The organism is Pseudonocardia sp. GCM10023141 (assembly GCF_042653605.1).
In genome coordinates, this window is the sequence record NZ_JBHSIR010000002.1 from 62,968 (window position 1) to 86,218 (window position 23,251).

Annotated in this window: 23 protein-coding genes and 1 pseudogene; 6 read left to right on the forward strand and 18 right to left on the reverse strand. The window is 69.6% G+C overall.

What is annotated here, in order from left to right; genetic code table 11:
* From ACFPFQ_RS00320 to ACFPFQ_RS00330, 3 genes are read left to right on the forward strand one after another with little or no spacing between them, the layout of a single operon-like run.
* The gene (locus tag ACFPFQ_RS00320) at nt 1–1,383 is read left to right on the forward strand and encodes an aldehyde dehydrogenase family protein (RefSeq protein WP_379613452.1); all 1,383 of its coding nucleotides are present in this window, start codon (nt 1–3) and stop codon (nt 1,381–1,383) included.
* 12 nt (nt 1,384–1,395) lie between these two features.
* Entirely contained in the window at nt 1,396–2,010 is a 615-nt protein-coding gene (locus tag ACFPFQ_RS00325) for an MEDS domain-containing protein (RefSeq protein ID WP_379613454.1), read from the forward strand.
* On the forward strand, nt 2,007–3,680 hold the full coding sequence (locus tag ACFPFQ_RS00330) for a PucR family transcriptional regulator (RefSeq protein WP_379613456.1): 1,674 nt from the start codon (nt 2,007–2,009) through the stop codon (nt 3,678–3,680). The genes ACFPFQ_RS00325 and ACFPFQ_RS00330 overlap by 4 nt, the downstream gene beginning before the upstream one ends.
* Here ACFPFQ_RS00330 and ACFPFQ_RS00335 read toward each other — a convergent pair.
* From ACFPFQ_RS00335 to ACFPFQ_RS00385, 11 genes are all read right to left on the reverse strand, one after another.
* Complete coding sequence (locus ACFPFQ_RS00335; protein WP_379613458.1) at nt 3,677–5,173, reverse strand: acyl-CoA synthetase; 1,497 nt, start codon at nt 5,171–5,173, stop codon at nt 3,677–3,679. The genes ACFPFQ_RS00330 and ACFPFQ_RS00335 overlap by 4 nt on opposite strands.
* 31 nt (nt 5,174–5,204) lie before the next feature.
* Nucleotides 5,205–6,254, reverse strand: coding sequence for a hypothetical protein (locus ACFPFQ_RS00340; RefSeq protein WP_379613460.1), 1,050 nt, complete (start codon nt 6,252–6,254; stop codon nt 5,205–5,207).
* A 255-nt stretch (nt 6,255–6,509) separates the two neighbouring features.
* Nucleotides 6,510–6,986, reverse strand: coding sequence for a hypothetical protein (locus tag ACFPFQ_RS00345; protein WP_379613462.1), 477 nt, complete (start codon nt 6,984–6,986; stop codon nt 6,510–6,512).
* A 479-nt stretch (nt 6,987–7,465) separates the two neighbouring features.
* Nucleotides 7,466–9,499, reverse strand: coding sequence for an acyltransferase family protein (locus ACFPFQ_RS00350; RefSeq protein WP_379613464.1), 2,034 nt, complete (start codon nt 9,497–9,499; stop codon nt 7,466–7,468).
* A gap of 109 nt (nt 9,500–9,608) precedes the next feature.
* Nucleotides 9,609–10,676: an SPFH domain-containing protein gene (locus ACFPFQ_RS00355; RefSeq protein WP_379613466.1), complete on the reverse strand. Its 1,068-nt coding sequence runs from the start codon at nt 10,674–10,676 to the stop codon at nt 9,609–9,611.
* A 2-nt stretch (nt 10,677–10,678) separates the two neighbouring features.
* On the reverse strand, nt 10,679–11,110 hold the full coding sequence (locus ACFPFQ_RS00360) for an NfeD family protein (protein WP_379613468.1): 432 nt from the start codon (nt 11,108–11,110) through the stop codon (nt 10,679–10,681).
* Between the two features lie 45 nt (nt 11,111–11,155).
* Nucleotides 11,156–11,512, reverse strand: coding sequence for a DUF3040 domain-containing protein (locus ACFPFQ_RS00365; RefSeq protein ID WP_379613470.1), 357 nt, complete (start codon nt 11,510–11,512; stop codon nt 11,156–11,158).
* 12 nt (nt 11,513–11,524) lie between these two features.
* A complete protein-coding gene (locus tag ACFPFQ_RS00370; RefSeq protein ID WP_379613472.1) occupies nt 11,525–11,995 on the reverse strand; it encodes a hypothetical protein in 471 nt (156 codons plus the stop codon).
* A 108-nt stretch (nt 11,996–12,103) separates the two neighbouring features.
* The gene (locus tag ACFPFQ_RS00375) at nt 12,104–12,760 is read right to left on the reverse strand and encodes a response regulator (RefSeq protein WP_379613474.1); all 657 of its coding nucleotides are present in this window, start codon (nt 12,758–12,760) and stop codon (nt 12,104–12,106) included.
* Entirely contained in the window at nt 12,757–13,773 is a 1,017-nt protein-coding gene (locus tag ACFPFQ_RS00380; protein ID WP_379613476.1) for a histidine kinase, read from the reverse strand. The genes ACFPFQ_RS00375 and ACFPFQ_RS00380 overlap by 4 nt, the downstream gene beginning before the upstream one ends.
* A 212-nt stretch (nt 13,774–13,985) precedes the next feature.
* Nucleotides 13,986–14,306 carry a DUF3040 domain-containing protein gene (locus ACFPFQ_RS00385; RefSeq protein WP_379613478.1) on the reverse strand — a complete coding sequence of 107 codons (321 nt, stop codon included), beginning with the start codon at nt 14,304–14,306 and terminating at the stop codon, nt 13,986–13,988.
* Nucleotides 14,307–14,442: 136 nt separating this feature from the next.
* On the opposite strand from ACFPFQ_RS00385, the gene ACFPFQ_RS00390 reads away from it, so the two are divergent.
* Complete coding sequence (locus tag ACFPFQ_RS00390; RefSeq protein WP_379613480.1) at nt 14,443–14,925, forward strand: cation:proton antiporter regulatory subunit; 483 nt, start codon at nt 14,443–14,445, stop codon at nt 14,923–14,925.
* Between the two features lie 6 nt (nt 14,926–14,931).
* Nucleotides 14,932–16,134 (forward strand): cation:proton antiporter, encoded by a 1,203-nt coding sequence (locus ACFPFQ_RS00395; protein WP_379613482.1) that lies wholly within the window; start codon nt 14,932–14,934, stop codon nt 16,132–16,134.
* A gap of 234 nt (nt 16,135–16,368) precedes the next feature.
* Here the strand turns inward: ACFPFQ_RS00395 and ACFPFQ_RS00400 are convergent, their stop codons facing one another.
* Together ACFPFQ_RS00400 and ACFPFQ_RS00405 are read right to left on the reverse strand one after the other, a co-directional pair.
* On the reverse strand, nt 16,369–16,668 hold the full coding sequence (locus ACFPFQ_RS00400; RefSeq protein WP_379613484.1) for a hypothetical protein: 300 nt from the start codon (nt 16,666–16,668) through the stop codon (nt 16,369–16,371).
* Between the two features lie 114 nt (nt 16,669–16,782).
* Nucleotides 16,783–17,256 (reverse strand): hypothetical protein, encoded by a 474-nt coding sequence (locus tag ACFPFQ_RS00405; protein ID WP_379613486.1) that lies wholly within the window; start codon nt 17,254–17,256, stop codon nt 16,783–16,785.
* 84 nt (nt 17,257–17,340) lie between these two features.
* Between ACFPFQ_RS00405 and ACFPFQ_RS00410 the strand changes: the two are divergent.
* Nucleotides 17,341–18,306 (forward strand): annotated as a pseudogene (locus ACFPFQ_RS00410) (IS630 family transposase); the annotation flags it as partial.
* 24 nt (nt 18,307–18,330) lie between these two features.
* Here ACFPFQ_RS00410 and ACFPFQ_RS00415 read toward each other — a convergent pair.
* From ACFPFQ_RS00415 to ACFPFQ_RS00435, 5 genes are all read right to left on the reverse strand, one after another.
* On the reverse strand, nt 18,331–19,251 hold the full coding sequence (locus tag ACFPFQ_RS00415) for an NAD(P)-dependent oxidoreductase (protein ID WP_379613488.1): 921 nt from the start codon (nt 19,249–19,251) through the stop codon (nt 18,331–18,333).
* Nucleotides 19,248–20,252, reverse strand: a complete 1,005-nt coding sequence (locus tag ACFPFQ_RS00420; protein ID WP_379613489.1) for an amidohydrolase family protein — start codon at nt 20,250–20,252, stop codon at nt 19,248–19,250. Before ACFPFQ_RS00420 ends, ACFPFQ_RS00415 begins: the two co-directional genes overlap by 4 nt.
* Entirely contained in the window at nt 20,249–20,998 is a 750-nt protein-coding gene (locus ACFPFQ_RS00425) for an ABC transporter permease (RefSeq protein WP_379613491.1), read from the reverse strand. Before ACFPFQ_RS00425 ends, ACFPFQ_RS00420 begins: the two co-directional genes overlap by 4 nt.
* 85 nt (nt 20,999–21,083) lie before the next feature.
* Nucleotides 21,084–21,821, reverse strand: a complete 738-nt coding sequence (locus ACFPFQ_RS00430; RefSeq protein WP_379613493.1) for an ABC transporter ATP-binding protein — start codon at nt 21,819–21,821, stop codon at nt 21,084–21,086.
* Between the two features lie 168 nt (nt 21,822–21,989).
* Nucleotides 21,990–23,051: an ABC transporter substrate-binding protein gene (locus ACFPFQ_RS00435; RefSeq protein WP_379613495.1), complete on the reverse strand. Its 1,062-nt coding sequence runs from the start codon at nt 23,049–23,051 to the stop codon at nt 21,990–21,992.
* Between the last annotated feature and the right edge of the window lie 200 nt (nt 23,052–23,251).

A 23,251-nucleotide genomic window follows, 5' to 3' on the forward strand; every position in this document is an offset into this window, starting at 1 on the left:
ATGGACGTCAGTGACGTCGTCCAGCGCGCCCGCGCCGCGCAGGCGCTGGTGAACGACTACACGGCCGAACAGGTGGACGAGCTCACCACCGCGGTGGCCTACGCGGTGGCGCGGAAGGACCGCTCCGAACAGCTCGCCCGCCTCGCCGTCGACGAGGCGGGCTTCGGCAACTACGGCGACAAGGTCACCAAGATCCAGCGCCGGGTGCTGGGTGTGCTGGCCGACCTGCGGGCCACGCCCACGGTCGGGGTGGTGCGCCGCGACCCGGAGCGCGGCATCACCCAGATCGCCAAGCCGGTGGGGGTGGTGGCCGCGCTGATCCCCACGACCGGGCCGGACGCGACCCCGCCGGTGAAGGCGTTGTGGGCACTCGCCGGACGCAACGCGGTGATCTTCGCGGCGCATCCCCGCAGCCTGCGCACCACCCAGGCCGTGACCGAGTCCATGCGCGAGGCCTGCGAGCAGGTCGGTGCGCCCGCGGACCTGATCCAGGTGCTGCCGCAAGCGAAGATCGAGGCCACCCAGGAGCTGATGCGCAGCGCCGACCTGATCGTCGCCACCGGCGGCGCCGGCATGGTCAAGGCCGCGTACAGCTCGGGGACCCCGGCGTTCGGGGTCGGCGTCGGCAACTCCGTCCACGTCGTGGACGAGACCGGCGACCTCGCCGATGCCGCCGCCGCGATCGTCACCGCGAAGACCTTCGACTACGCCACCAGCTGCCTGGCCGACAACGCCGTCGTGGCGGCGGACGCGATCCACGACGAGCTGCTCGCGCTCCTGACGGCCCAGGGCGGGCACCTCTGCACGGCCGAGGAGAAGCAGGCGCTGCAGTCCGCGATGTGGCCGAACGGCGGCGAGGTCCCGGCGCCCGCGGTGATCGCGAGGTCGGCTGCCCGGATCGCCGAGCTGGCCGGGTTCACGGTGCCGGACGGCACGACGTTCCTGATCGTCACCGAGGACGGGGTCGGCCCCGAGCACCCGTTCAGCGGGGAGAAGCTCTCGGTCGTGCTGGCCCTCTACCGCTACGGCGGCGGGATCGACGCCGCGGTGGACCAGGTGAACGCGATCACGGCCTACCAGGGCCTCGGTCACACCTGCGGGATCCACACGTCCACCCCGGAGCACGTCGACGCGCTCGCCATGGGCACCCGCACGGCTCGGGTGATGGTGAACCAGAACCTGAACGAGGCCGCCGGGAGCGCGCGCAACGGGCTGCCGTTCACGCTCAGCCTCAGCTGCGGGACGTGGGGCGGCACGATCACGACCGAGAACATCAACGCCCGCCACTTCGTGAACCTGACCTGGGTGTCGGAGCCGATCGCACCCCGCAACCTCGACCCGGACGTCCTGTTCGCCCGGCATTTCCAGCAGCACGGAAGGTAGGAGGCCGCTCCGATGATCCCGGCACCGCTGTCATCAGGGCTGCCCGGCGTGACGATCACGCCGGGCGATCACATCTGCGCGTTCTACCGGGGAGCAGCACAGCGCAACGACGTGCTGCTGCCGTACCTGCGCGAGGCGATCGTGGCGGGAGACAAGTGCATCTGTGTCATGGACGATCCGGACACCGACAAGCTGGCCGGGCTGCTGCAGGACCAGGTCGACGTGGCACCGGCCCGCAGCAGCGGCCAGTTCGACCTGCTCTCGTCGGAGGACACCTACCTGTCCGGCGGCTACTTCGCGACCGACGAGATGATGGATTTCTGGGAGCGCGGCGTCGGTGGTGCGGTCGGCGACGGCTACGGCTTCGTGCGGGCCGTCGGTGAGATGACCTGGGCATTGCGGGATCTTCCCGGCGTCGAGCTGCTGCTGTCGTACGAGTCCCAGCTCAACCGGTTCCTGCCGCGGTACCCGCAGGTCGTGCTGTGCCTGTATGACCTCGAACAGTTCTCCGACGGCCACGTGCTGCTGGACCTGATGCGCACCCATCCCAAGGTGCTGCTCTCGGGCCAGATCATGGACAACCCGTGGTACATGGAGCCCGACGACTACCTGGCCACGCTGCCATGACCACGCTCGACATGCCGGTTCCCGTGGTGGCGAGCACCCCGCCCCGGAAGGACCGCGAGCTCCTGTCGAGCCTGCGCAGCCTGCTGTTGCTGGGCAAGCTGATGACCGAAGGGGCGGACGAGGCCCAGATCCTGGAGCTCGCCACCACCGCGGCACCGTCGCTGGCCCATTGCCAGGTCGTGGGCGTCCTGCTGGCCGGCAACGGCACCCGGACGGACTCGGTGCTGGCGGCACAGCTCGCGCTGGTGGGCCCGGCGGGCGGCCCGGTGATGGTGCCGGGGGCGGCCTGGACCTGGGCGTACGCGCTCAGCAGCGTGGACGGCCACGTCGGGCATCTCGTCGTCACGGCCGACACCGAACCGTCCCACGAGGAGCAGTTCCTGCTGCGCGCGTTGGCCCAGCAGACCGGCGGGGCGCTCGGCAACCGCCGGCTGCACGCCCAGGAGCTGGCGACGGCGACGGAGCTGTCGCAGGTCAACTCCCGGCTGCAGGGCACGGTCGACGCGCTGCAGCACAGCATGGAGATCCACGCCCGGCTGACGGCCGTCGCGGTGTCCGGCGAGGGCAGCGAGGGCATCGCCCGAGCTGTGCACGACCTCACCGGGCTGCAGGTCGCGATCGAGGACCGCTACGGCAACCTCCACGCCTGGGGCGGCCCCGGCCGACCCGTCCCGTACCCGAAGGACTCCGCGGCGCGCCGCGACGAGGTGCTGCGCCGCGCGCTGGCGCAACGGCGGCCGGTGCGCGACGGCGGCCGCATCATCGCGGTGGCCCACCCACAGGGCGACGTCCTCGGCGTGATCATGCTGCTCGACCCGGCCCGCACCGCCCGCGACCAGGAGCTCATGGCCCTCGAACACGGCGCCACGATCCTGGCGATGGAGCTCTCCCGGGTACGCAGCATCGCCGAGAGCGAGCTGCGCCTGCGCCGCGACCTCGTCGACGACCTGCTCAACGGCACCGAGGACGACAGCGTCCTCGCGAGGGCGATGGCGCTCGGCTACGACCTGCAGCGCACGCACCGGGTCGTGGTGGTCGAGGGACGCGGGCGCACCCGCGACGCCGACGCGTTCTTCCAGGTCGTGCGGTGCGCGGCCCGCGACGAGCCGGCCGGCACCCTGCTGGTGGCCCGCGGCACCGAGGTGGTGCTGCTCGCCGACACCGAGGCCGACTGGGAGAGCCTGCGCCGCTCGGTGATCAGCAGGCTCGGCGGCGGACGGGCCAGGGTCGGCGTCGGCGAGCGCTGCGACCGCATCGTCGAGTTCCCGCGGTCCTACCGGCAGGCGAAGCTCGCACTCCGGCTGCCGGCGGGCGCCGAGTGGGACGACCGGGCGATCCGCTTCGACGACCTCGGCGTCTACCGCCTGCTCGTCGGCATCGAGGACCTCGACGAGGTCGCCCGCTACGTCCGGCACTGGATCGGTGACCTCCTCGACTACGACGAGCAGCGCCGTTCCGAGCTGGTGCGCACGCTCACCCTCTACCTGGAGCGTGGCGGCAAGTACGACCAGACCGCGGAGTCGCTGATCGTGCACCGCAACACGCTCAAGTACCGCCTGCAGCGGATCCGACAGATCTCCGGTCATGACCTGAGCGACCCGGAGACCTGCTTCAACCTTCAGCTCGCGACCCGCGCCTGGACGACGTTGGGGGTGCTGAGGACCGGTTAGCCCACGTACCGCTCGCGGAGCTCGCGCTTGAGCACCTTGCCGTAGGAGTTGCGCGGCAGGTCCGTCGCGACGTGCAGATGCTTGGGCCGCATGTAGTCGGCCAGGTGGTCCCGACAGAACCGGCGCAGCTCGTCGGTCGCACGGGCGTCCGGACCGACCACGACCGCCGTCACGGCCTCCCCCCACACGCGGTCGGGGATCCCGAACACGGCCGCGTCCTGCACGGCCGGGTGTTGCAGCAGCACGTCCTCGACCTCGCGTGCGTACACGTTCGACCCGCCGGTGATGATCATGTCTTTGAGCCGGTCCAGGACATGCAGGTACCCGCGCTCGTCGAGGCGTCCGACGTCACCGGTGCGCAGCCAGCCATCCCGCAGGGCCGCCGCGCTCTCCTGCGGCCGTTGCCAGTACCCCGCCATCACGGCCGGGCCCCGGACCTGGATCTCCCCCGGCTCGCCCGGCGACACGAGACGGTCGTCGGCGGCGGCGATGCGCAGCTCCATCCCGGTGCGCACGATCCCGGCCGAGGCGAGGACGTCGCTGTCGAGGCCGTGCTCCTCACGACGCAGGTAGGTGATCGTCATCGGTGCCTCCCCCTGGCCGTAGAGCTGGCAGAACACGGGCCCGATCCGCTCGATGGCCTCGACGAGGTCGCTGCGGTACATCGGAGCCCCGCCGTAGACGACGCTGGTGAGGCTGGACAGATCGGCGGCCGCGAGCTCCGGGGAGTCCAGCAGCATCCGGATCTGCGTCGGTACCATCCACGCTGCGGTGACGCGATGGCGTGCGATCGCCGCGAGGATCCCGGTCGGGTCCGTGCGCTCCGGCAGGACGTGGGTGGCACCGCGGGCCACTGCGGCAAGGGCATGGAAGCCCGCACCGTGGCTCAGCGGCGCGCAGTGCAGCACCACGTCCTCGGGTTGCAACGGGTTGAGGTCCGCGCACCACGAGACGGTGACGAAGGTCAGGTTGGCATGGGTGAGCACCGCGCCCTTCGGCCGTCCGGTGGTCCCGGAGGTGTAGAACAGCCACGCGGGATCGTCGTCGGCCACCGACCGGGTCTGGTCGGCCGCACCCGTGTTGGCCGCGATCAGCTCGTCGTAGGACACCGCGCCCGCGCCGCCGGTGCCGATGCGGTGTGCGACGTCGACCGCCGACACCGCATCGGCGTAGCCCGGGCTGTGGATCAGCGCGGTGGCTCCGGAGTCGGCCGCGTGGAAGGCCACGTCGACGCCCCGCAGCCGGGGGTTCACCGGCACCGCGACCAGCCCGAGCTTCCAGCAGGCGAAGAACGACTCGATGAACTCGGGGCAGTTCCGCATCCACAGAACGACCCGGTCACCCGGCACGAGCCCCAACCCGTGCAGGCCGGCCGCCAGCGCGTCGACGCGGGCGTCCAGCTCGCCGTAGGTGGCCTGCCGGGTACCCGTCGTCAGAGCGAGGCTGCCCGGCGCGCGCGTCGCCGCGTTCGTCAGGAACGATCCGAGATTCACGGGACCTCCGCGTCGCGCCGAGCTGCCCCTGTCATCGGCCTTCGAGTGCCTTCCGGGCGATCCGGGTGCCCTCGACGAGCGCCTCGAGCTTGCGGGCGGCGTGCTCGCGCTTGAGGTTGAGCAGGCCGCAGTCGGTGCTCACCGCGATCCGCTCGGCCGGCACGATCTGCGACGCCTCGACGATCCGGTTCGCGACGTCCTGCGGATCCTCGATCACCAGCGACTTCACGTCGATGACGCCGACTCCGAGGTTCATGTGCGCGGGGAGGTCCTTGAGGTACTGCAGGTCCCCCGGCCCGCGACGCATGGTCTCGAGGTGGATCTGGTCCACGTCGGCCTCGAAGGCGAACGGGAACATGTCCTGGCCACGCGGCTCACCCACACCGGGATTCCCACCCTGGTTGCCATAGCAGATGTGCCAGATCCGGTGCGCGTTCACGCCCTCGAACGCGGTGTTGAGCACCTCGATGAACCACGGCTCCTCGCCGTAGTAGGTGAGGGGCTCGTGGATCTGGATCTGGTCGACGCCACGAGCGGCCAGGTCCTTGAACTCCGCGTTGAACGCGCGGGCGATCGCCATGGCGAGCGGCTTCATCTCGCCGTAGTGCTTGTCGGTGCAGCAGTGCGCGAGGAACAGCGGGCCCTGCACGGCGATCTTGAGCGGCCGGTCCCCCACCGCGAACCGCGCGGCCTCGGCGACCGGGGCGTACACCGGCCGCACCCACTCGATGTCGCCGACGACGGCCGGCGCATGGAACTTCTTGTAGAGCTCGATCGCGATCGGGTCGCCCCAGCGCTTCATGCCCTGCAGGTGATGGCCCCAGAAGTGGAAGACCTGACCGTACTCGTGGCCGGTCTCGGACTCGAAGTACTGCTGACCGTCACAGAACACGTCGACCCCGGCCCTGGCCTGGTCGTCGACACAGAGCCGGACCGCGTCCTCGAAACCCTCCTTGGTGCGGTAGTTGACGTAGTCGGGTTCGTCGAACTCGCCGAAGACCTTTCCGGTCAGCCAGTTCGGCCGTGGGTAGGACCCGACCATGGTTGTGGGAAGCAGGATCTCCTGGTCACGTACACGCATCGACGTGCTCCTTCCATCACCGGTGTCGGCGACAGAACGCTAGGAGCGACGGTTCGGCCGGTCATCGTCTCGGCGAGCGCAAACATCGGCCGCCACCACTGTGGCAGGGACGAACGCGGGAACCCGCCGGCTCGTGGGTGGATCAGCGGCCTGGTGGCGGGCGGGTCGAGGTTCGGATCGAGATCACCCCGCGACGGGCCCGCAGCCCGAGGGTGGACCACCGCTGCCGGCCCGGGATTCGTGCGGGGGACGGGACTACGCACCGGCAAAACCCATCAACCGCCGGACCGCACTCCAATCGGCATCGAGATCCACGTATGCGCGTTTCCCCGCACCGTGGTCGGAGGCGCGGTCGGGCTCCCTGGAAACCCAGTCCAGAAGTTCCGAAGCGGTGGGCACGAGATCCAAGGCAGACCCACCGTGGCCCGCGTAATAGCTGAACGGCAGATGAGCCTGCGCGCCGATCCGGGACAAGGACCAGCCGTACGCCGGACCCCAGCGCAGCATGCGGCCCGCGAGAACGCACCGGTTTCCGGCGTCATGGAAGAACAGCCGGATGCCGATGGGATCGGTGATGCGGACATCCGCGGACTCCTGCCTCAGGCTCAGAGAGGCCTCGTCGACCAGGTTCAGCCCGCGCCGCGCGGCCTCACCGATCACCTGCCGCCGGTAACCCTGGACCGCCGCCACGGCGTCCATGCCGATCGCGAGCACCAACTCATCGTTGTCCATCTCAACCCTCACGACGGTTCGACACGAGGATCGGTGAGGAACGCAACGCGTGTGGAAGGCACGAGCAGCCGAACCATCACCGAGGCCCCGCGCAGCGCCCGATCAACCCCGGGCGCCGCCCGCTCGCGGCACGACACACGTTCGCGGACCCTGCGGCCCGATCCGACACTGCCGCCGCTTTCTCAGCCGACGATCACCCAACCATGTCGATCGACCCACCGATTGGCCATCGGGTCCGACACCCATATCCGGAGGCTGGGACATGTACGCAGCGGAGGGATCTCGAGGCCGAGTCGAGAACGCGACAACCAGGCGCCCCGTGGGGCGCGCATTCCCGGCGATGTCGACAGCCCGACGCCGGCCACGGCCGTGGTTGGTCCCGTGACGAATCGGCCCGTCACCGGAAACACGCCGACTCCACCGCAACGGCGCCGGCCCGCCGACACCAGAAACTGCGCGGATCCGTGACAGAACGGGGATCAGTCACCGAACGCGGCGACGACATGATCCTCGATCAGTTCGCTCATCGACATGCTGTACGAGGCGCTGAGATGGTTGTCGTCGAGATAGACAAGGACGTTGCCGATCTCGGCCGGGCAGAAGTCGGGGTGGCAGACTGCGTCGGCGATGTCGAGGAAGGTGACGTTCGAGGGGAGCTCGTCGAGCTGCGTCCATGGTGGTTGCGGGGCGTACAGCGCCGCGCGGGACGCTCCGCAGGCAGCCGGGTTCTCGCCCTCCCCGCCGTCGTGCTGCTGGATGCAATCGGGCATGGAGTAGTCGAAGCGGGGATTGTCTCGGATGGCCAGTACCGGTATGCCGAGCTCGTCGAGGCCTCGCCATCGCTGGACGAAGCCGGGGGGTGTCTGCTCGGTGAGCCCGACGCGGACGTTGCGGCTGGCCAGCGTGACCACGGCATCCGGGTTCCGATCGGTGATCTCTGCGGCGGCGGCGTCGTTCCAGGCCACGCAGTCGTGGTCGTCGGGGTCGGTCTCCGACGTGGTGGAGAAGGGGCACGCGCCCCGCACGATGGTGCTCAGCTGCCACTGGCGATGGGCGGCGATGGCGATCAGCGCAGCGGAGAGCTGCTGCGCATGGGAGTCGCCGACGACGACGACCCGTTTCGTCGGTTCGAACGCGACCGGCTGCGTGCACACGTCCATCGGGAACCGCGACAGGGGCGCGCAGTCCCAGTTCTCGATGCGTACCCAGTCCTCGTAGACGGCAACCGGTGCCGGCAGGACCTGAGCCCGCTCGACCGGCCCGTCTCTCAGCGCCACCGCTCCGGGATGCAGGACGTCCCCGGCGGTCCCGGTCGCGGTGGACTCGCGGCGCGTGGTCTCGATCTGCCAACCGGTGACGACGACCAGCACCGCGACCAGGCTGATCGCGCCCAGTCGGTAGCCGGCACGGGTCGAGCGGGCCCGGCCTGTCAGCGGCTTCTCGACGAGGTGGTGGGTGAGGACCGCGAGCAGCAGCGCGAGCGCGACGACGCCGGCGCCCCCGAGCAGGCCGACCCCCTCACGATCACGCGCGACGAGGTACAGCACCAGCACCGGCCAGTGCCACAGGTAGAGGGCGAAGCTGAGGTCACCGAGGTAGCGCATCGGGCGGGCGGCCAGGAACCGGTCGGCCCCCCGGCGGTCGCCGGTGGCTCCCGCCAGCAACACCAGCACCGCGCAACCGGTGGGCCAGAGCGCGATGACACCCGGGAACACCGCCGAGACCTGGACGATCAGGCCGCAGAGCACCAGGCCGACCAGGCCCACCCATCCGAGCACCAGCCGCCACCGCCGGGCCAGCGTGACCGTGTCGATGTGCAGGGCGAGCAGGCCGCCGATCGCGAACTCCCACACCCGCGTCAGCGAGTGGAAGTAGGCCAGCGGCTGGTTGGCGTCGGTGAGCTCGACCGAGTACGCCAGCGAGGCGACGACAACGACGAGCAGTGCGACCGTCAGGTGGCTGCGCAGCCTGCCGCGGCCGTCCCGGCAGGCCAGTGCGACGGCCGCGATCAGCATCGGCCACAGCAGGAAGAACTGTCCTTGGATCGACAGCGACCAGAAGTGCTGCACGACGCTCGCGACGTTGTTGCGTGCGGCGTAGTCGACGGCGTCGGCGGCGAGCCGCCAGTTCTCCAGGAACAGCCCTGCCGCGAGCACCTCCCGCAACGTCTGCGGCCAGCGGCCCGGCGGCAGCACGAGCGCGGCCACCACGGCCGTGCTCACCAGCACGAGCGCGCACACCGGCACCAGCCGCACCACCGTGCGGCTCCACCGCCGCGGAAGGTCGAGCGGTCCACGCTCGGCTGCCCGCGCGAGCTGCCCGGTCAACAGGAAGCCGGTGATCACGAAGAACACGTCGACGCCGCCGGACACCCGGTGCAACCACACGTGGTAGACCATGACCAGCGCCACGGCCACCGCTCGCAGGCCCTGCAGCTCGGGCCGGAAGGCAGCTCTCCCGCCGGTGGTGGCGGGCCGCCGCTCCGCCGCCCACGAGTCTTCGCGCACCCTCATCCCCAAGCGTGTCCGACCGTTCGCGACCGATCACCGCGCAGCCCGTCGAGCGGGCCATCGGCCGTGCACATGATCCCCACCCGGTGGGTGGGGCGCAGCGCGGGGTGGGTCACCGGTCCGGGCCGTTGCGATCACAGTTGGCTGCCGTGACCTCGGGCCGGACGGCCTCCCGCAGGATCGGGAGCATCCCGTCGGGCTGGGACGCGTCGGCGACGGCGGCGGCCGCGGCACGAGCGGCGTCCCGCACCGCGTGCTCCGCCGACCCGTCGGTGCCGGCGGGCCCGGCGACCGCGATCGTGGGCAGGTTCTCGGTGAAGGCGCGCGAGACGCCCTGCAGGGCGGAGGTGACCTCGCTCGGGATCACCCAGATCGTGTTGTTGTCGCCCTGGGCGAGCTGGGGCAGGACCTGCAGGTACTGGTAGGCGAGCAGCTTGGGGTCGGGGTCGTTGCGGTGCACGGCCTGGAAGACCTCGTCGATCTCCCGCGCCTGTCCCTCCGCCTTGAGGAAGGCGGCGGCACGAGCCCCCTCTGCGCGCAGGATCGCTCCCTGCTTGTCACCCTCGGCGGTGAGGATCTGGGACTGCCGCTGCCCCTCGGCCGACAGGATCGCGGCGCGCTTGTCGCGTTCGGCGCGCATCTGCTTCTCCATCGCGTCCTTGATGCTCATCGGCGGGTCGATCGCCTTGATCTCCACCCGGTTGACCCGCAGGCCCCACTTGCCGGTGGCCTCGTCGAGGACGCTGCGGAGCTGGCTGTTGATGCTGTCGCGGGAGGTGAGGGTGCGCTCCAGATCCATCGACCCGACGACGTTGCGCAGCGTGGTGACGGTGAGCTGCTCCACGGCCTGGAGGTAGCTTGCGATCTCGTACGCCGCCGACCGGGGATCGGTCACCTGGAAGTACAGCACCGTGTCGATCTCGACGACGAGGTTGTCCTCCGTGATCACCGGCTGCGGCACGAACGACACGACCTGCTCCCGCAGGTCGAGCGCCGGGTAGACCCGGTCGATGTAGGGGATGACGAAGCTCAGCCCCGGCGTCAACGTCCGGTGGAACCGGCCCAGCCGCTCCACGTTGCGCGCCCGGGCCTGGGGGACGATGCGTACCGCCCGCACGACCGTGACGATCACGAGCAGCGCGACGAGCAGCCCTGCGAGCAGCAGGGGTGAGAACTCCATGGTCACTCCCGTGGGTAGACGACGGCGGTGGCGCCATCGATCCGGATGACGTCGACGGCCGCACCGCGGGGGATCACGAGTCGCTCGTCGAGCGGGCGGGCCGTCCATTCCTCGCCGCCGATCCGCACCGTGCCGGACCGTCGTGTGACGTCCTCGAGCACATAGGCGATCTGCCCGGGCAGCGCGTCGACTCCGAAGCGCTCCGGCTGCGGCCGGCGCATGTGCCGCGCGGCGATGGGCCGGACCACTGCGATGCCCGTCGCGGCGGCGACGGCGAACACCAGCAGTTGCAGGGTCACCGGCAGCCCGAGCGCCGCGGCGCCCGAGGTGACGAGTGCGGCGGCTCCGAGCAGCCCCAGCGCGGCGGTCAGGGTGAACGCCTCAGCGACCCCCAGCAGTACCGCGACGACCAACCAGATGATCCATACCGCCATGTGCGAGGCCTCCTGGACCATCGTGCCGGAACGCGCGCCACGACGTCATCGGAACTGCCGTCCGGACTCGTCGGCCGACCCGGCCCACGGTGCGGCCGGCTCATCGACGCCCGCACGGCGTGCGGCGGCGAGGATGACGAACACCGTCCACGGCACGATCAGCGCAACGGTGAGGATCCCCAGCCCGATGTCGCCGAGCGCGGGCCCGAACGAGTGCAGCCCGACCAGCCCGGTCAGCGCCAGTACCAGCAGGCCGATGTGGCCTGGCGACAACGGAAAGCGCCAGGACAGCGCTGACAGCGAGCTCGACCGGGCCAGCCGCGCGGTGAGCACGGGATCCTGCTCGCTCAGCCGGCCCGCGATCTCGGCCAGAATGCGCTGTTCACGCGGTGACAGCGGCACAACGTCCTCCCGTCATCCCGATTTCCGGTCCAGCGCGGGCGCGTGGAGTTCCGCCCGGTGGGACAGGCATCCGATCAACCGTCGGATCGCTCGCGGATCGTCGTCGAGGTCCACTCCCACCGGGGGTGTGGCCGGGCCGTCGCACGCACCGAGGGCCCAGTCCACGACCTCGCTCGCCGAGGGCACGAGCAGCAGCGGACCCGCCTGCGGACCGGCGTAGTAGCTCATCGTGCCGTTGGCGGTCAGGTGCGACAACGACCAACCGTGCGCCGAGCTCCATCGCAGCGTCCGGCCGGCCAGGTCGCCACGACCGGCGCAATGTCGGAAGCTCAGCCGGATGTCGAGGGGATCCAGGCCCGGGAGCGCGTCGTCGGCGAGGCGCAGCCCGCGCCGGCCGGCCTCGCCCATCACCTGCGCCCGGTACCCGCCCACGGCCGCGACGGCGTCCATGCCGAGTGCAGCGACGAGTGCATCGTTGTTCATCCCGGTCAGTCTCGACGTACCCGACCGGGGCGGCTATCGGGTCCAGCACCCATGTCGGACGTGCTGGACCCTGTAGACGCACGTGGCAGGACCCGCGACAGCCGCGCGCTACGGCTCGACGAGACCGGCCCGGATGGCGTACCTCGTCAGGTCCAGGCGGTCGCGCATGCCCAGCTTCTGCAGGATGTTGGCGCGGTGCCGGTCGACGGTCTTGAAGCTGATGACGAGTGTCTCGGCGATCTCCTTCGACGAGTGCCCTTCGGCGATCAGCTTGACGATCTCCTCCTCGCGCGGGGTGAGGATGGTGTCGGGGAGCCGGTCGCCCTGCCGGCTCCGCTGCAGGTAGTTGCGGATGAGGGCGGTGACCGCACCCGCGTAGAGGAACGGCTCGCCGCGCATCGCCGCGCGGCAGGCCTCCAGCAGGTCGCGGTCGGCGACCGACTTGAGGACATAGCCGCATGCCCCCGCTTTGAGCGATTCGAAGAAGTACTGCTCGTTGTCGTACATCGACAGCATCAGGATGCGGATGGTCGGGGCCCGCCTGGTGATCTCCCGCGCGGCCTGGATCCCGGTCATCCGTGGCATCGCGATGTCGAGGATGGCGAGGTCGACCGTGTCGGCGGACGCGGCCTCGACCGCCTCCGCGCCGTCGGCCGCCTCAGCAACGACGGTGAGGTCGGGCTCGGCATCGATGATCATGCGCAGTCCCCGGCGGACCAGCCCGTGATCGTCGGCGAGCAGGATCCTGGTCACGGAACTGATCATCGGATCTCCCTGGTTGCTGCGGTGCGGGGCACGACGAGCCGCACGACGGTGCCGCTCCGGGGCGGGGTGCTGATGGTGAGTTCTGCTCCGATGAGCAGCGCGCGTTCCCGCATGCCGCGGATGCCGGCGCCGTCCTCGCGAACTCCACCGCGGCCGTCGTCGGCGATGCAGAGGGTCAGCGCGGCCGAGGTGGCGACGATCGACAGCTCGACATGTGACGCGGCGGCGTGCCGCGCCACGTTCGTGAGGCTCTCCTGGGTGATGCGATAGAGCACCAGCTCGACCTCACCGCTGAGCCCGGAGAGGTCCGGGTGCGGAGCCCGCGTCACACGCACGTCGCTGACGTGGCTGAACTCTGCCACGAGTGCGTTGAGCGCGCTGGCCAGGCCGAGATCCTCGAGGACGTCGGGGCGGAGCCTGCAGGCCACCTGGCGAACCTCGTCGAGGCTGGAGCGGACCGTGTGCTGCACCGCGTGCAGCTCCGGGCGCAGGTCCTCGGGAGCGCGGTCGACGACGCGCTTGAGGCTGAGCAACGCGGCGGTGAGGCTCTGGCCGATCTCGTCGTGCAGCTCCCTCGCGATGCGTCGCCGTTCGCTCTCCTGAGCGGCGAGCGCGTGTGCGCTGCTGGCGTTGCGCTCGGCCTCCAGCCGATCGAGCATCGCGTTGAAGGTCTCGATCAGGTGCGTGAGGTCGCCGTTGCCCCGGTCCGGCAGCCGGTCGCGTGAGCGCAGCAGGTCGACCCGCTCCATGAGCGTGGTGAGGGCGCGAAGCGGGGCGAGGCTGCGTCGCAGCAGCAACGTGTTGGCGGTGAGGATCAGTGCCAGTCCGATCGTGAGCACCGGTAGCTCTGTGGGCAGCAGCGGTGAGGACACGGTGGCAGGCGAGATGGCCAGCACGAGCGTGCCGATCGTGAACACCGTGCCGTTGATCAGAACCAGCCGACGGAACAGCGCCCGGGCCGGTGTCCGATGCGCGGGCGCGGCGCCCACTGACCGTGCGGTGCGCTCGCCCATGGCCACAGCGTCGCGCTCTGCCGTCGGCGTCGTCCATCCGGGGTGAGCACCACCCGCCAGCTGCCGCAGGTCCTGCTGCGCTCCAGATCTACATGCCGCACCCCATCCGATGTGGGTGCCGGACCCGATGGTTCCCGGCCACTGACGCTACCGGTCGTCGAGTCCACCGCCGATCGGCCGGATCCACCGACGCGGAGGTCGAACGCGGTTCGTCACCTGTCCGCACGGTAGTCGGCACCGACCATCGCCCACACCGTCGCGGACACGCTCAGCAACAGCAACAGGGCCGCGACCAACGATCCTGGGACGAGAACAGCGAGGACGAGCAGCACGACGCCCAGCACCGGCGCCACCGCCAGGAGCTGCCACGGCGACAGGGTGCCCCAGATCCGGCCGGCACCGCACCTCGTCAGCCTCTTCGCGAGGCGTGGATCGCGGGCGTGCAGATCCCGTTCGATGTCAGCCAGGATCAGCAACTCACGCGCCGAGAGCGGGTTGGTCTCGTCCGGACCGGACGCGGATCGAATTCCCATGATCGGTACCTCGCGCAGCGCACGTCCGCCGACAGCCCCAGCCAATCCGAAACGTCCCTGATCATACGACTTGCCCGATCTCACCACCAGTCGCCCGCCGACACCGGCCCGGCCACGGGCGAGCTAACGTGGAGTGGTGAATGTCGAGGTGACGCCCCTGCCCGGGATCGGCGTACGGAAGGATTTCGCGCTCCGCAGCGGCCGCCGGATCGGCGTGGTGACCCATCGCGACGGCAAGATCGAGCTCATCCTCTCCAAGCCCGACGATCCGGACGCCTGCCTGGCGGAGCTGCCGCTGTCGGCCGACGAGGCGAGCACGCTGGCCAACCTGCTCGGCGCTCCCCAGCTCGTCGCCCAGCTCAACGAGGAGCACCGGGACCTGCCCGGCATCCACACGCGGCAGATCCCGATCGGCAGCGGCTCCCCGTTCGACGGCCGCACGCTCGGCGACACCGCGCTGCGCACCCGTACCGGAGTGTCGGTGGTCGCGGTGATGCGCGCCGGCCAGGTGCACCCGAGCCCCACGCCCGACTTCACCCTGACCGCGGGCGACCTCATGGTCACCGTCGGCACGTCGGAGGGGCTCGACAACGCTGTCAAGATCCTCAAGCGGGGCTGATCCCCGGTGGACCACACCGCGCTGGAACTGATCGAGCTCGGGGCCGTCTTCTTCGGACTCGGCCTGCTCGGCCGCTTCGCCGGCAAGATCGGCCTGTCCCCCATCCCGCTCTACCTGCTCGGCGGCCTGTTCTTCGGCGCGGGCGGGTTCGTGCCGCTCACCGGCATCGAGGACTTCACCGGGCTCGCCGGCGAGATCGGCGTCGTCCTGCTGCTCCTGCTGCTGGGGCTGGAGTACTCGGCGGCCGAACTCGTCACGGGGCTGCGCCGCTCCTGGACGGCCGGGCTGCTCGACATCGTACTCAACGCCGCGCCGGGCGTCGCCGTCGCCCTGATCCTGGACTGGGGCGTGATCGGCGCGCTCGTGATGGGCGGCGTCACCTACATCTCGTCGTCGGGGATCATCGCGAAGGTGCTCGGCGACCTCGGGCGCCTCGGCAACCGCGAGACGCCGGTGGTGCTGTCGATCCTCGTGTTCGAGGACCTCGTCATGGCCCTCTACCTGCCGATCCTCACCGCGCTGCTGGTGGGCGTCACGTTCGTCGGCGGGCTCACCGCCGTCGGGATCTCGGTGGCGGTGCTCGCCGTCGTGCTGCTGGTGGCGCTGCGCTACGGCCGTTTCGTCTCCGCGGTGGTCGATTCCCCCGACCGCGAGGTGTTCCTGCTCAAGGTGCTGGGAGCAGCGCTGCTGGTGGCCGGCTTCGCGTCCGCCATGCAGGTGTCGGCCGCGGTCGGCGCGTTCCTGCTCGGCATCGCGATCAGCGGGTCGACGGCGGAGAACGCCACCAAGATGCTCGAACCGCTGCGCGACCTGTTCGCGGCGATCTTCTTCGTGGTCTTCGGGCTCAACACCGACCCGGCGTCCATCCCGCCGATGCTGGGCTGGGCCGCCGCGCTGGCCGTCGTCACCACGTTCACCAAGATCGCCACCGGGTGGTGGGCGGCGCGGCGGCAGAAGATCGGGCCGCTCGGGCGCGCCCGAGCCGGGGCCGCGCTGGTGGCGCGCGGGGAGTTCTCGATCATCATCGCCGGGCTGGCCGTCGGTTACGGCGTCGTCGACGAGCGGCTGGCCGCGCTGGCCACCACCTACGTGCTGCTGATGGCCGTGATCGGACCAATCACCGCACGCGTCGTCGAACCACTGGCCGAGGCGATACGCAACCGCCGCCCCGCCACCAACACCACCCCAGCCCCGTCCGCCGGCTCCTGACCGCCGTCGGACTTGAGCCGACAAGCCGCGTCAGCACTCCCGGTGACGTCTGCAGGGTCCGCGTCGACGATCGCGCCGAAGTCCGGGTCCCCGAGAGCCCAGCGCGACGGGGGCAACGCGCATCGTGCTGGGCAGCGCTGGGGAGTCGGACCAGCTGCGACAGTCCGCGTCCCAGATGCCCGGTGGCGACGAGGTCGGCCACGACCATCGGAGGATGGCAGGCCGGCTTCCCGGTCAGTCGCCGGTGGGCTGCGAGCTGACGAGATCACGCCCGGCGACGATCGCACCGAGCTTGGTCTTGGCGACGTTGCGCCGCATCGACGCGATGCCGCAGTCGGTGGACACCGACACCTGCTCCGGCGGTATCGCCTGGAACAGTCCCAGGTCCTTGTTCGCAGGCCAGCCTCGCACGGGGTCCACCTCGGCGAACTCGTGGCTGGCCATCTGGAAGTGGATCTGATCGCAGTTCAGATCGAATGCCCACGGGAACAGCCGCTCTGCCTTCAGGTCGAGAATGAGGCTGCCCCTCTTCATGGCCGTAACAGATGTGCACCACCTTGTAGGCGTCCATACCATCGAACGCGGTGTCGAGCGCCGAGATGATCCAGTCCTCGGGCTCGAAGAAGGTCAGCGGCTCGGTGATCCGGATCAGGTCGACACCCCGGCGCGCGAGATCCTTGAACTCGCTGTTGCCGTCTTGGCGACACCCTGGGACAGCGCCTTGAGGTCGTGATAGTGCTGATCGGTCGACAACGCGCTGAGGGTGGCCGGTCCGAGCGAAGCGTTGACCTTCAGTGGCGCGTCGGTCACCTCGCGGACGGCCGCGGCCACCGGCTTGAGCACCGGACGCCGCCAGACGACATCACCGAGCACCGTCGGCTTGTAGATCGGCGGGTCGAACGCACCGACCTGGATCCGATCGCCGTACCCGGCGTAGCCCTCGAGCTTGTGGGCCACAGCGTAGAACAGCTCGGCGTACTCATAGCCCGTTTCATTCTCATAGTACTGGGCGCCGTCAGTGACGATGTCCCGACCGACGTCGAGCATGTCGCGCACGGCCGCCGAGACCGCGTGCTGGTACAGCTCGCGCATCCGATAGCTCACGTACTCGGGCTCGTGCACTCGACCGGGAACACCTTGCCCTCCATGTAGAACGGCCGGGGATACCGACGCGCGTCGCCGGCAACGTCGGTTGCTGCGCCACCCGTGCTGCGTGAGGGTGATCGGTCCCGGCTGGAGGCGTTGACGCGGACGAGCTCGGTCCGAGCGGGTCTGGCGTCCCGCGTGCGGATAGTGCTGTTGGCGGCCGACGGGCTGCCCAACGCGGAGATCGCGCGCCGGACCGGGACCAGCCGGCCGGCCGTGGTGGACTGGCGAGCTCGCTACGACGCCGGCGGAATCGCCACCCTGCACGATCAGCCGCGCAGCGGTCGGCCACCCGAGATCGATGAGATCGACGTGGTGGTCGCGTCACTCTCGCCGAGGACGGCCGCCCGCCGCAGAGCCTGGGAGTGACGCACTGGTCGGCCAGGTTGCTGGCTGATCACTTGAAGATTTCCTTCGCGACCGTGGCGCGGATCTGGCGTAGGTGAGACTTGCAACCGTGGCGGACCGAGACCTTCAAGTTCTCCACCGATCCCGAACTCGACGCCAAGATCCGCGACGTGGTCGGGTTGTATCTGCACCCGCCGGAGAACGCCGTTGTGCTCTGCGTCGATGAGAAGTCGCAGGTTCAGGCCCTGGACCGGACCGCACCGATCCTCCCCGTGCTGCCCGGCGTGCCCGAGAAGCAGACTCACGACTACGTCCGCCACGGCACCACCACCCTGTTCGCCGCGCTCGAGGTCGCGACTGGTCGGGTCGAGCAGGTGTGCCTGCCGCGCCACCGCCACCAGGAGTTCCTGCGGTTCCTCAAGCAGGTCGCGAAGGCCTACCCCCGGCGCAAGCTGCACCTGGTGTGCGACAACTACGCCACCTACAAGCACCCGGCGGTGAAGGCCTGGCTGCCGCAACCCACGGATCACCCTGCACTTCGCCCCGACCTCAGGGTCCTGGCTGAACATGGGTCGAGATCTTCTTCGGGATCATCACCGCCAAGCCATCCGCCCCGGCACCCACCGCTCGGTACGCGAGCTGATCGAGGCGATTACCGCGTTCATCGACGGCTGGAACGACCACTGACACAGGCACGACACATCATTGAACGCGCTCGACAATGGAGAAACCGCGGGCACGTAGCCGATCTTCAAGGATCTGTCGAACCCCATCAACAAATGGCACCTCCACGTCGTGGGCGGCCGCGACGTCGCATGCCAAGCTGAGATCCTTGAGGCCGTTGCGGCCCACACCCGACACCCGCCCCGGAACATCGCCGACCGCAATCAGGTCTGGCGAGGCAGCTTGAGGTGCCTGTCCATCGGCATCCATCCACGCCGCCGGCCAACCCTCTGCATACCAACAGCGGCCGCTACCCGCGCTGATGGCGGCCAGGATGTCAGCGCCTTTCAAGCCCGCCGCGACACCCATCCTGACGGCCTCCCCGATTCCCAGGCACGTCATCTGCGAGACAATATTGTTGGCCAGCTTCGCGAGCTGCCCAGTACCGACCCCTCCCATGGGTACGATATGCCGACCGATGGCCTGCAGCACGGGCCGCACCGCATCGATGTCGTCCGCCTCGCCACCCGCGTACACGGTGAGCTGCCCGGACTCGCTCGCGTTGAAGGTACCCGCCGACACGGGCGCGTCGACGACACGCACACCGCGCTCCGCGGCACGATCGGCGATCTCCACACAGCGCTCGGGGTGAATCGTGCTGTGGATCACCAGGTAGCGCGGCACCCATTCGGCCGTGAGCGCGCCGTCGGGGCCGAACAGTGCTTCCTCGACTTGAGCGTCGTTGACGACGCACACGCCCAGGACGTCGCGCCCCCGGACGGCATCGGCCGGGCACGTCGCGCCCAGTCCGCCCGCCAGCACCAACGCCTCGACCGCGTCGGCCCGCTTGTCGTATCCGCACACCGTAAAGCCATTGCGCACGAGGCTTCGGGCTATCGGACCGCCCAGATTCCCGAGACCGACAAACCCGACGCTCATGATCTCCTCCACCCCGGTCACCGACGTTCACCCGCACACGGCGCCGACAACCCTGCGTCCGTGTTCATGCCCGCGGAGACAGCGCGCTCGGGAGGCCAGCCGAAGACGCGTCGGTGTGCCCCGGCGAAGATCGTGGCCCGGTCCGTGCTCGACAGGCCTTCCACATCACGTAGGAACGCAACGGCCTCGGCGTAGGTGTGCCGCCCTGGATAGTGATCCGTGTTCCAGGCGTCCGGCCGGGGATTGCGGAAGCGTCCCTGGACCCGCTGGATGTCGGTGCCCCAGATGAGGCGCTGCGGACCGTACGCCTCGACGAGTGCCAGGAGTGGCTCGCGGAGATCGGGGAAGGGAAAGGGCTCCATCGACAAGGTGCAGTACCCGCTGAGCTTGACGACGACGTTGTCGAATCTGCTCAGCCGCAGCAGCGCCGGAAGCTGCTTGAACCGTGGGACGTCGGCCCGCCCGCCATTGACGGCCATGGGCTGCTGCACCCCGACATGGTCGATCACCAGGATCAGATCGGGGTGCGCGGCCACGAGCCGAGGCACCAGATCGAGGCGGTTGGCGAGGTAGATACAGACCGGGAAGCGCAGTCGCGCCGCCGCGGCGAACAGCGCGGCGAACGAGCCATCGACGATCTTGCTGGCACCCTCGGCCTGCGCGCCGAAGTCCGAGACCCGCAGACCGATGACCCCAGCCGTCGCCTGCACGCGTTCCACCTGTTCCGCGATGTCCGGGGCCAGGGGGTCGAGCCCGGCGGCGCCCGCACTGCGCAGTGCCGCGAAGCGACGCGGGAAGCTCGTCGTGGCGTGCTGCGGCCACTCCGCGTGCCCGCCGACCGAGGCGATGACGGCGGCGGTGACCCCGACGGCATCCATCGACGACAGCGCCAGCTCGGTGATGACAGCGTTGCGCACCTCGACATCACCGGGCGGGATCGAGTCCTCGTGCCACGGCAGCGGCTCGTGGATCTGGCAGTCGACCATCTCGTACATCCGCTCCTCCGAGCCTGCCGTCGTCATCCCAGCGGAACTGTCGGTCGCCAGCGGAGAATGCGGTTCTCGGTCCAGGTGGACGCGACGTCGGCGAGCCACGCGACGATCATGATGACGACGATCCCCGCGAACACCACACCGAGGTTCAGGGTGCCGGAGGCGGCCGCGATCAGGTATCCGACGCCCTTCTGGCCGGCGAAGAGCTCGCCCACCACCGCACCCCCGAGTGCGTACGCGATGGACAGGCGCATTCCGGCCACCGCCCAGGGGACGACCGAGGGCACCATGACGTGAACGATGATCTCCCAGCGCGAGGCGCCGAGCAGTCGCGAGATCGTGACGATGTCCGCGTCGAGTTGTCGCCCTCCTTGCCAGGTGTTGACCAGGACGACGAAGACGACGATGGCGAACACCAGTGCGATCTTGGACGGCTGGCCGAAGCCGAACCAGATCACGAACAGCGGGGCCAGCGCGTACCTCGGGACAGCGTTGAACATCGTGACGAACGGCTCGAGGACCCGACCGACCCGGGGAAAGGCGGCGAGCAGGAGGCCCGCGGCGATTCCGACGACGGAGCCGAGGACGTACCCGATGAACGCCTCGGAGAGCGTCGTGCCCACGTGGTCGATCAGGACCGAGGTCCTGATCATGTCGAACAGGTTCCACGCGACGATGTCGGGTGGCGGGACGAGGTACGCGGCGACGAGTCCGCTCTTGACCACGAGGTACCACGCAGCGATGAACGCGAGCAACGCCCCGAACCGGACAGTCATCAACCTTGCGCGCGAGATAAGTCATCCCCTCCGCTCGTGGAGTCGACGGCGCGAATGCGCCCGTGCGTGCCACCCGACGGCCCTGTCACGTGGCATCGTCGGGCCCGTCGGAGCTCTCGAGGCCGAGCAGCTGCCACACCGTGTCGATCGTGTCGAGGTACTCGCGGTCGCGGTGCAGCCGCCGCGTGTCGCGCGGGCGTGGGAACGTGATCTCCAGCTCGGCCTGGACGCTGGTCGGTCGACTGGACAGCACCACCAGCCGGTCGGCCAGGGTGATCGCCTCGGCGACGTCGTGCGTGACGAAGATAGCCGTCGTTCCGCTGCACTCCCAGAGGCTCAGGAACAGCGCGTGCATCGTCGATCGCGTCTGCGCGTCCAGGGCGCTGAAGGGCTCGTCCAGGAGCAGGATCTCCGGATCGAAGGCGAAGGTGCGGGCGATGGCGACTCGCTGCCGCATACCCTGGGACAGCTCGTGTGGGTACTGGCTCTCAGATCCGCTCAAGCCGACCTGGTGCAGCAGCGCGCGGGACAGCTCGACTCGCTGAGACTTCTTGCTGCCGATGTCCTTGCGGAACCTTGCCCCGTACTCCACGTTGCCCAGGGCCGTGCGCCACGGCAGCAACGCGTCCCGCGACGGCATGTACCCGATGTTGGGCTGTATCCCGCTCACGGGCACCCCGTCGATGCGGACCTCCCCGCGCGTCGGCTCGAGCAAGCCGGAGACGACGTTGAGCAACGTCGACTTGCCACACCCGCTGGGGCCGACGACCGCGAGGAACTCGCCCGCGGCGATATCGAGCGAGATGTCGCGAAGGGTCGGCACCGACTGTCCCGAGCGCGTTCGGAACTCCAGCGACACGTTCTCGACCGCTACCTTGGGTGCGGCAGACGTGCTCGTCGTGAGGATGTCGGTCTCCCCGCCCGATGCCCCCTGGCGTTCGGTTACCATGGCCGCCCTTCGCGGAAGTCTGCTCGCCTCGACCGCCCGTGCCTACTTGGCCGCCGGCGGCGCGGGGGTGGAAACGAGGTCCTGGACGTCGGGGCTCACGTAGTCCGCCGACGAGTAGGAGGTGGGCTTGCCGGATGCCGTGGCGATGATCTCGCTGAAGTTGCTGAACATCTGGGGAGTCAGCTCGGCGGTCCATATCCCGGCACAGGATTGGTAGACCTTCGTCAGCTGCTCGACCGTGACCCCGCTGAAGTCCGGCAGGAGTGCCTGGGCGATCTTGTTCGCGTTGCCGGGATCGTTGGCGAACGTGGCTGCGGCGAGCATCGCTCGCGCAAAGGCCCGCAGCACGGGCCGATTCGACAGGATCGTCGGACCGGCCGCCACCGGTGCGAAGATGAGATCCTGCAACGCCTTGGGCTGCTCGGTCCCCGCGTAGTTCACCGCAGAGCTGTACGCGGAACCGAACTGCGCAGGGAAGGGCTCCTGCGCATAGGCACAGTCCACCTTGCCGGCCATCAGCGCGCTGTTGATCGTGCCGGTGTTGCCGGCATGGATGATCTGCATGTCGGTGAGGCTGAGGCCTGCTGACAAGATCGTGTACCTGAGGATGTTGTCACTGGGGGTGGCTGCCGCCGTGACCGCGACCGTCTTACCCTTGAGCGTGCTGAAGGTCTGCGGGAAGGTTCCCTGGATACCCAGACTCGGCTTGCACAGGATCTGCACCGGCTGCCGCCGACTCGTACCGGTCACCAGCAAGACGTGCAGCCCCTGCTCCTTGAGCGTGTCGATGACGTTGGGGAGCACCGCGGTGGCGAAATCGACCTGCCCAGAGGCGAGGAGCTGCGCGCTGGTGGTCGCAGCCTGCTGCGCGAACGGAACGAGTTCGAGCTTCTCGCGGTCGAAGAAGCCGAGCTTGTCTGCGATGGCCACGAGGCTGTTGGGCACGACGCCGGGCGAGTACACCACCTTGATCTGGGTACGCGCGGAGAGCGCGTCGGCCGTGGACGACTGCGCCGGACCCGCGCCGCTGTTCTGTCCACCGCAGGCAGCCAGGGTCAGGGCCAGTACAGCTCCCAGGGCGAGAACCGGACGGTGGAGTCTCATCATTAAGCTCCTCGTGGCACCGCCCGTTCTACAGGCGGAACATCTTTCTGTATGGAAAAAGTATCACCTGGCTGTGCGAGGGTCAATGCCGCCGCCCGGGCACCCAGCGCCCGTGCAGCGGTCGGATCGCCGCGCCGACGACACCGTTCAGAGCCGGGCCGGGACCTGGACCAGCCCTCGCGCCGCGGCGCCGCGGCGCC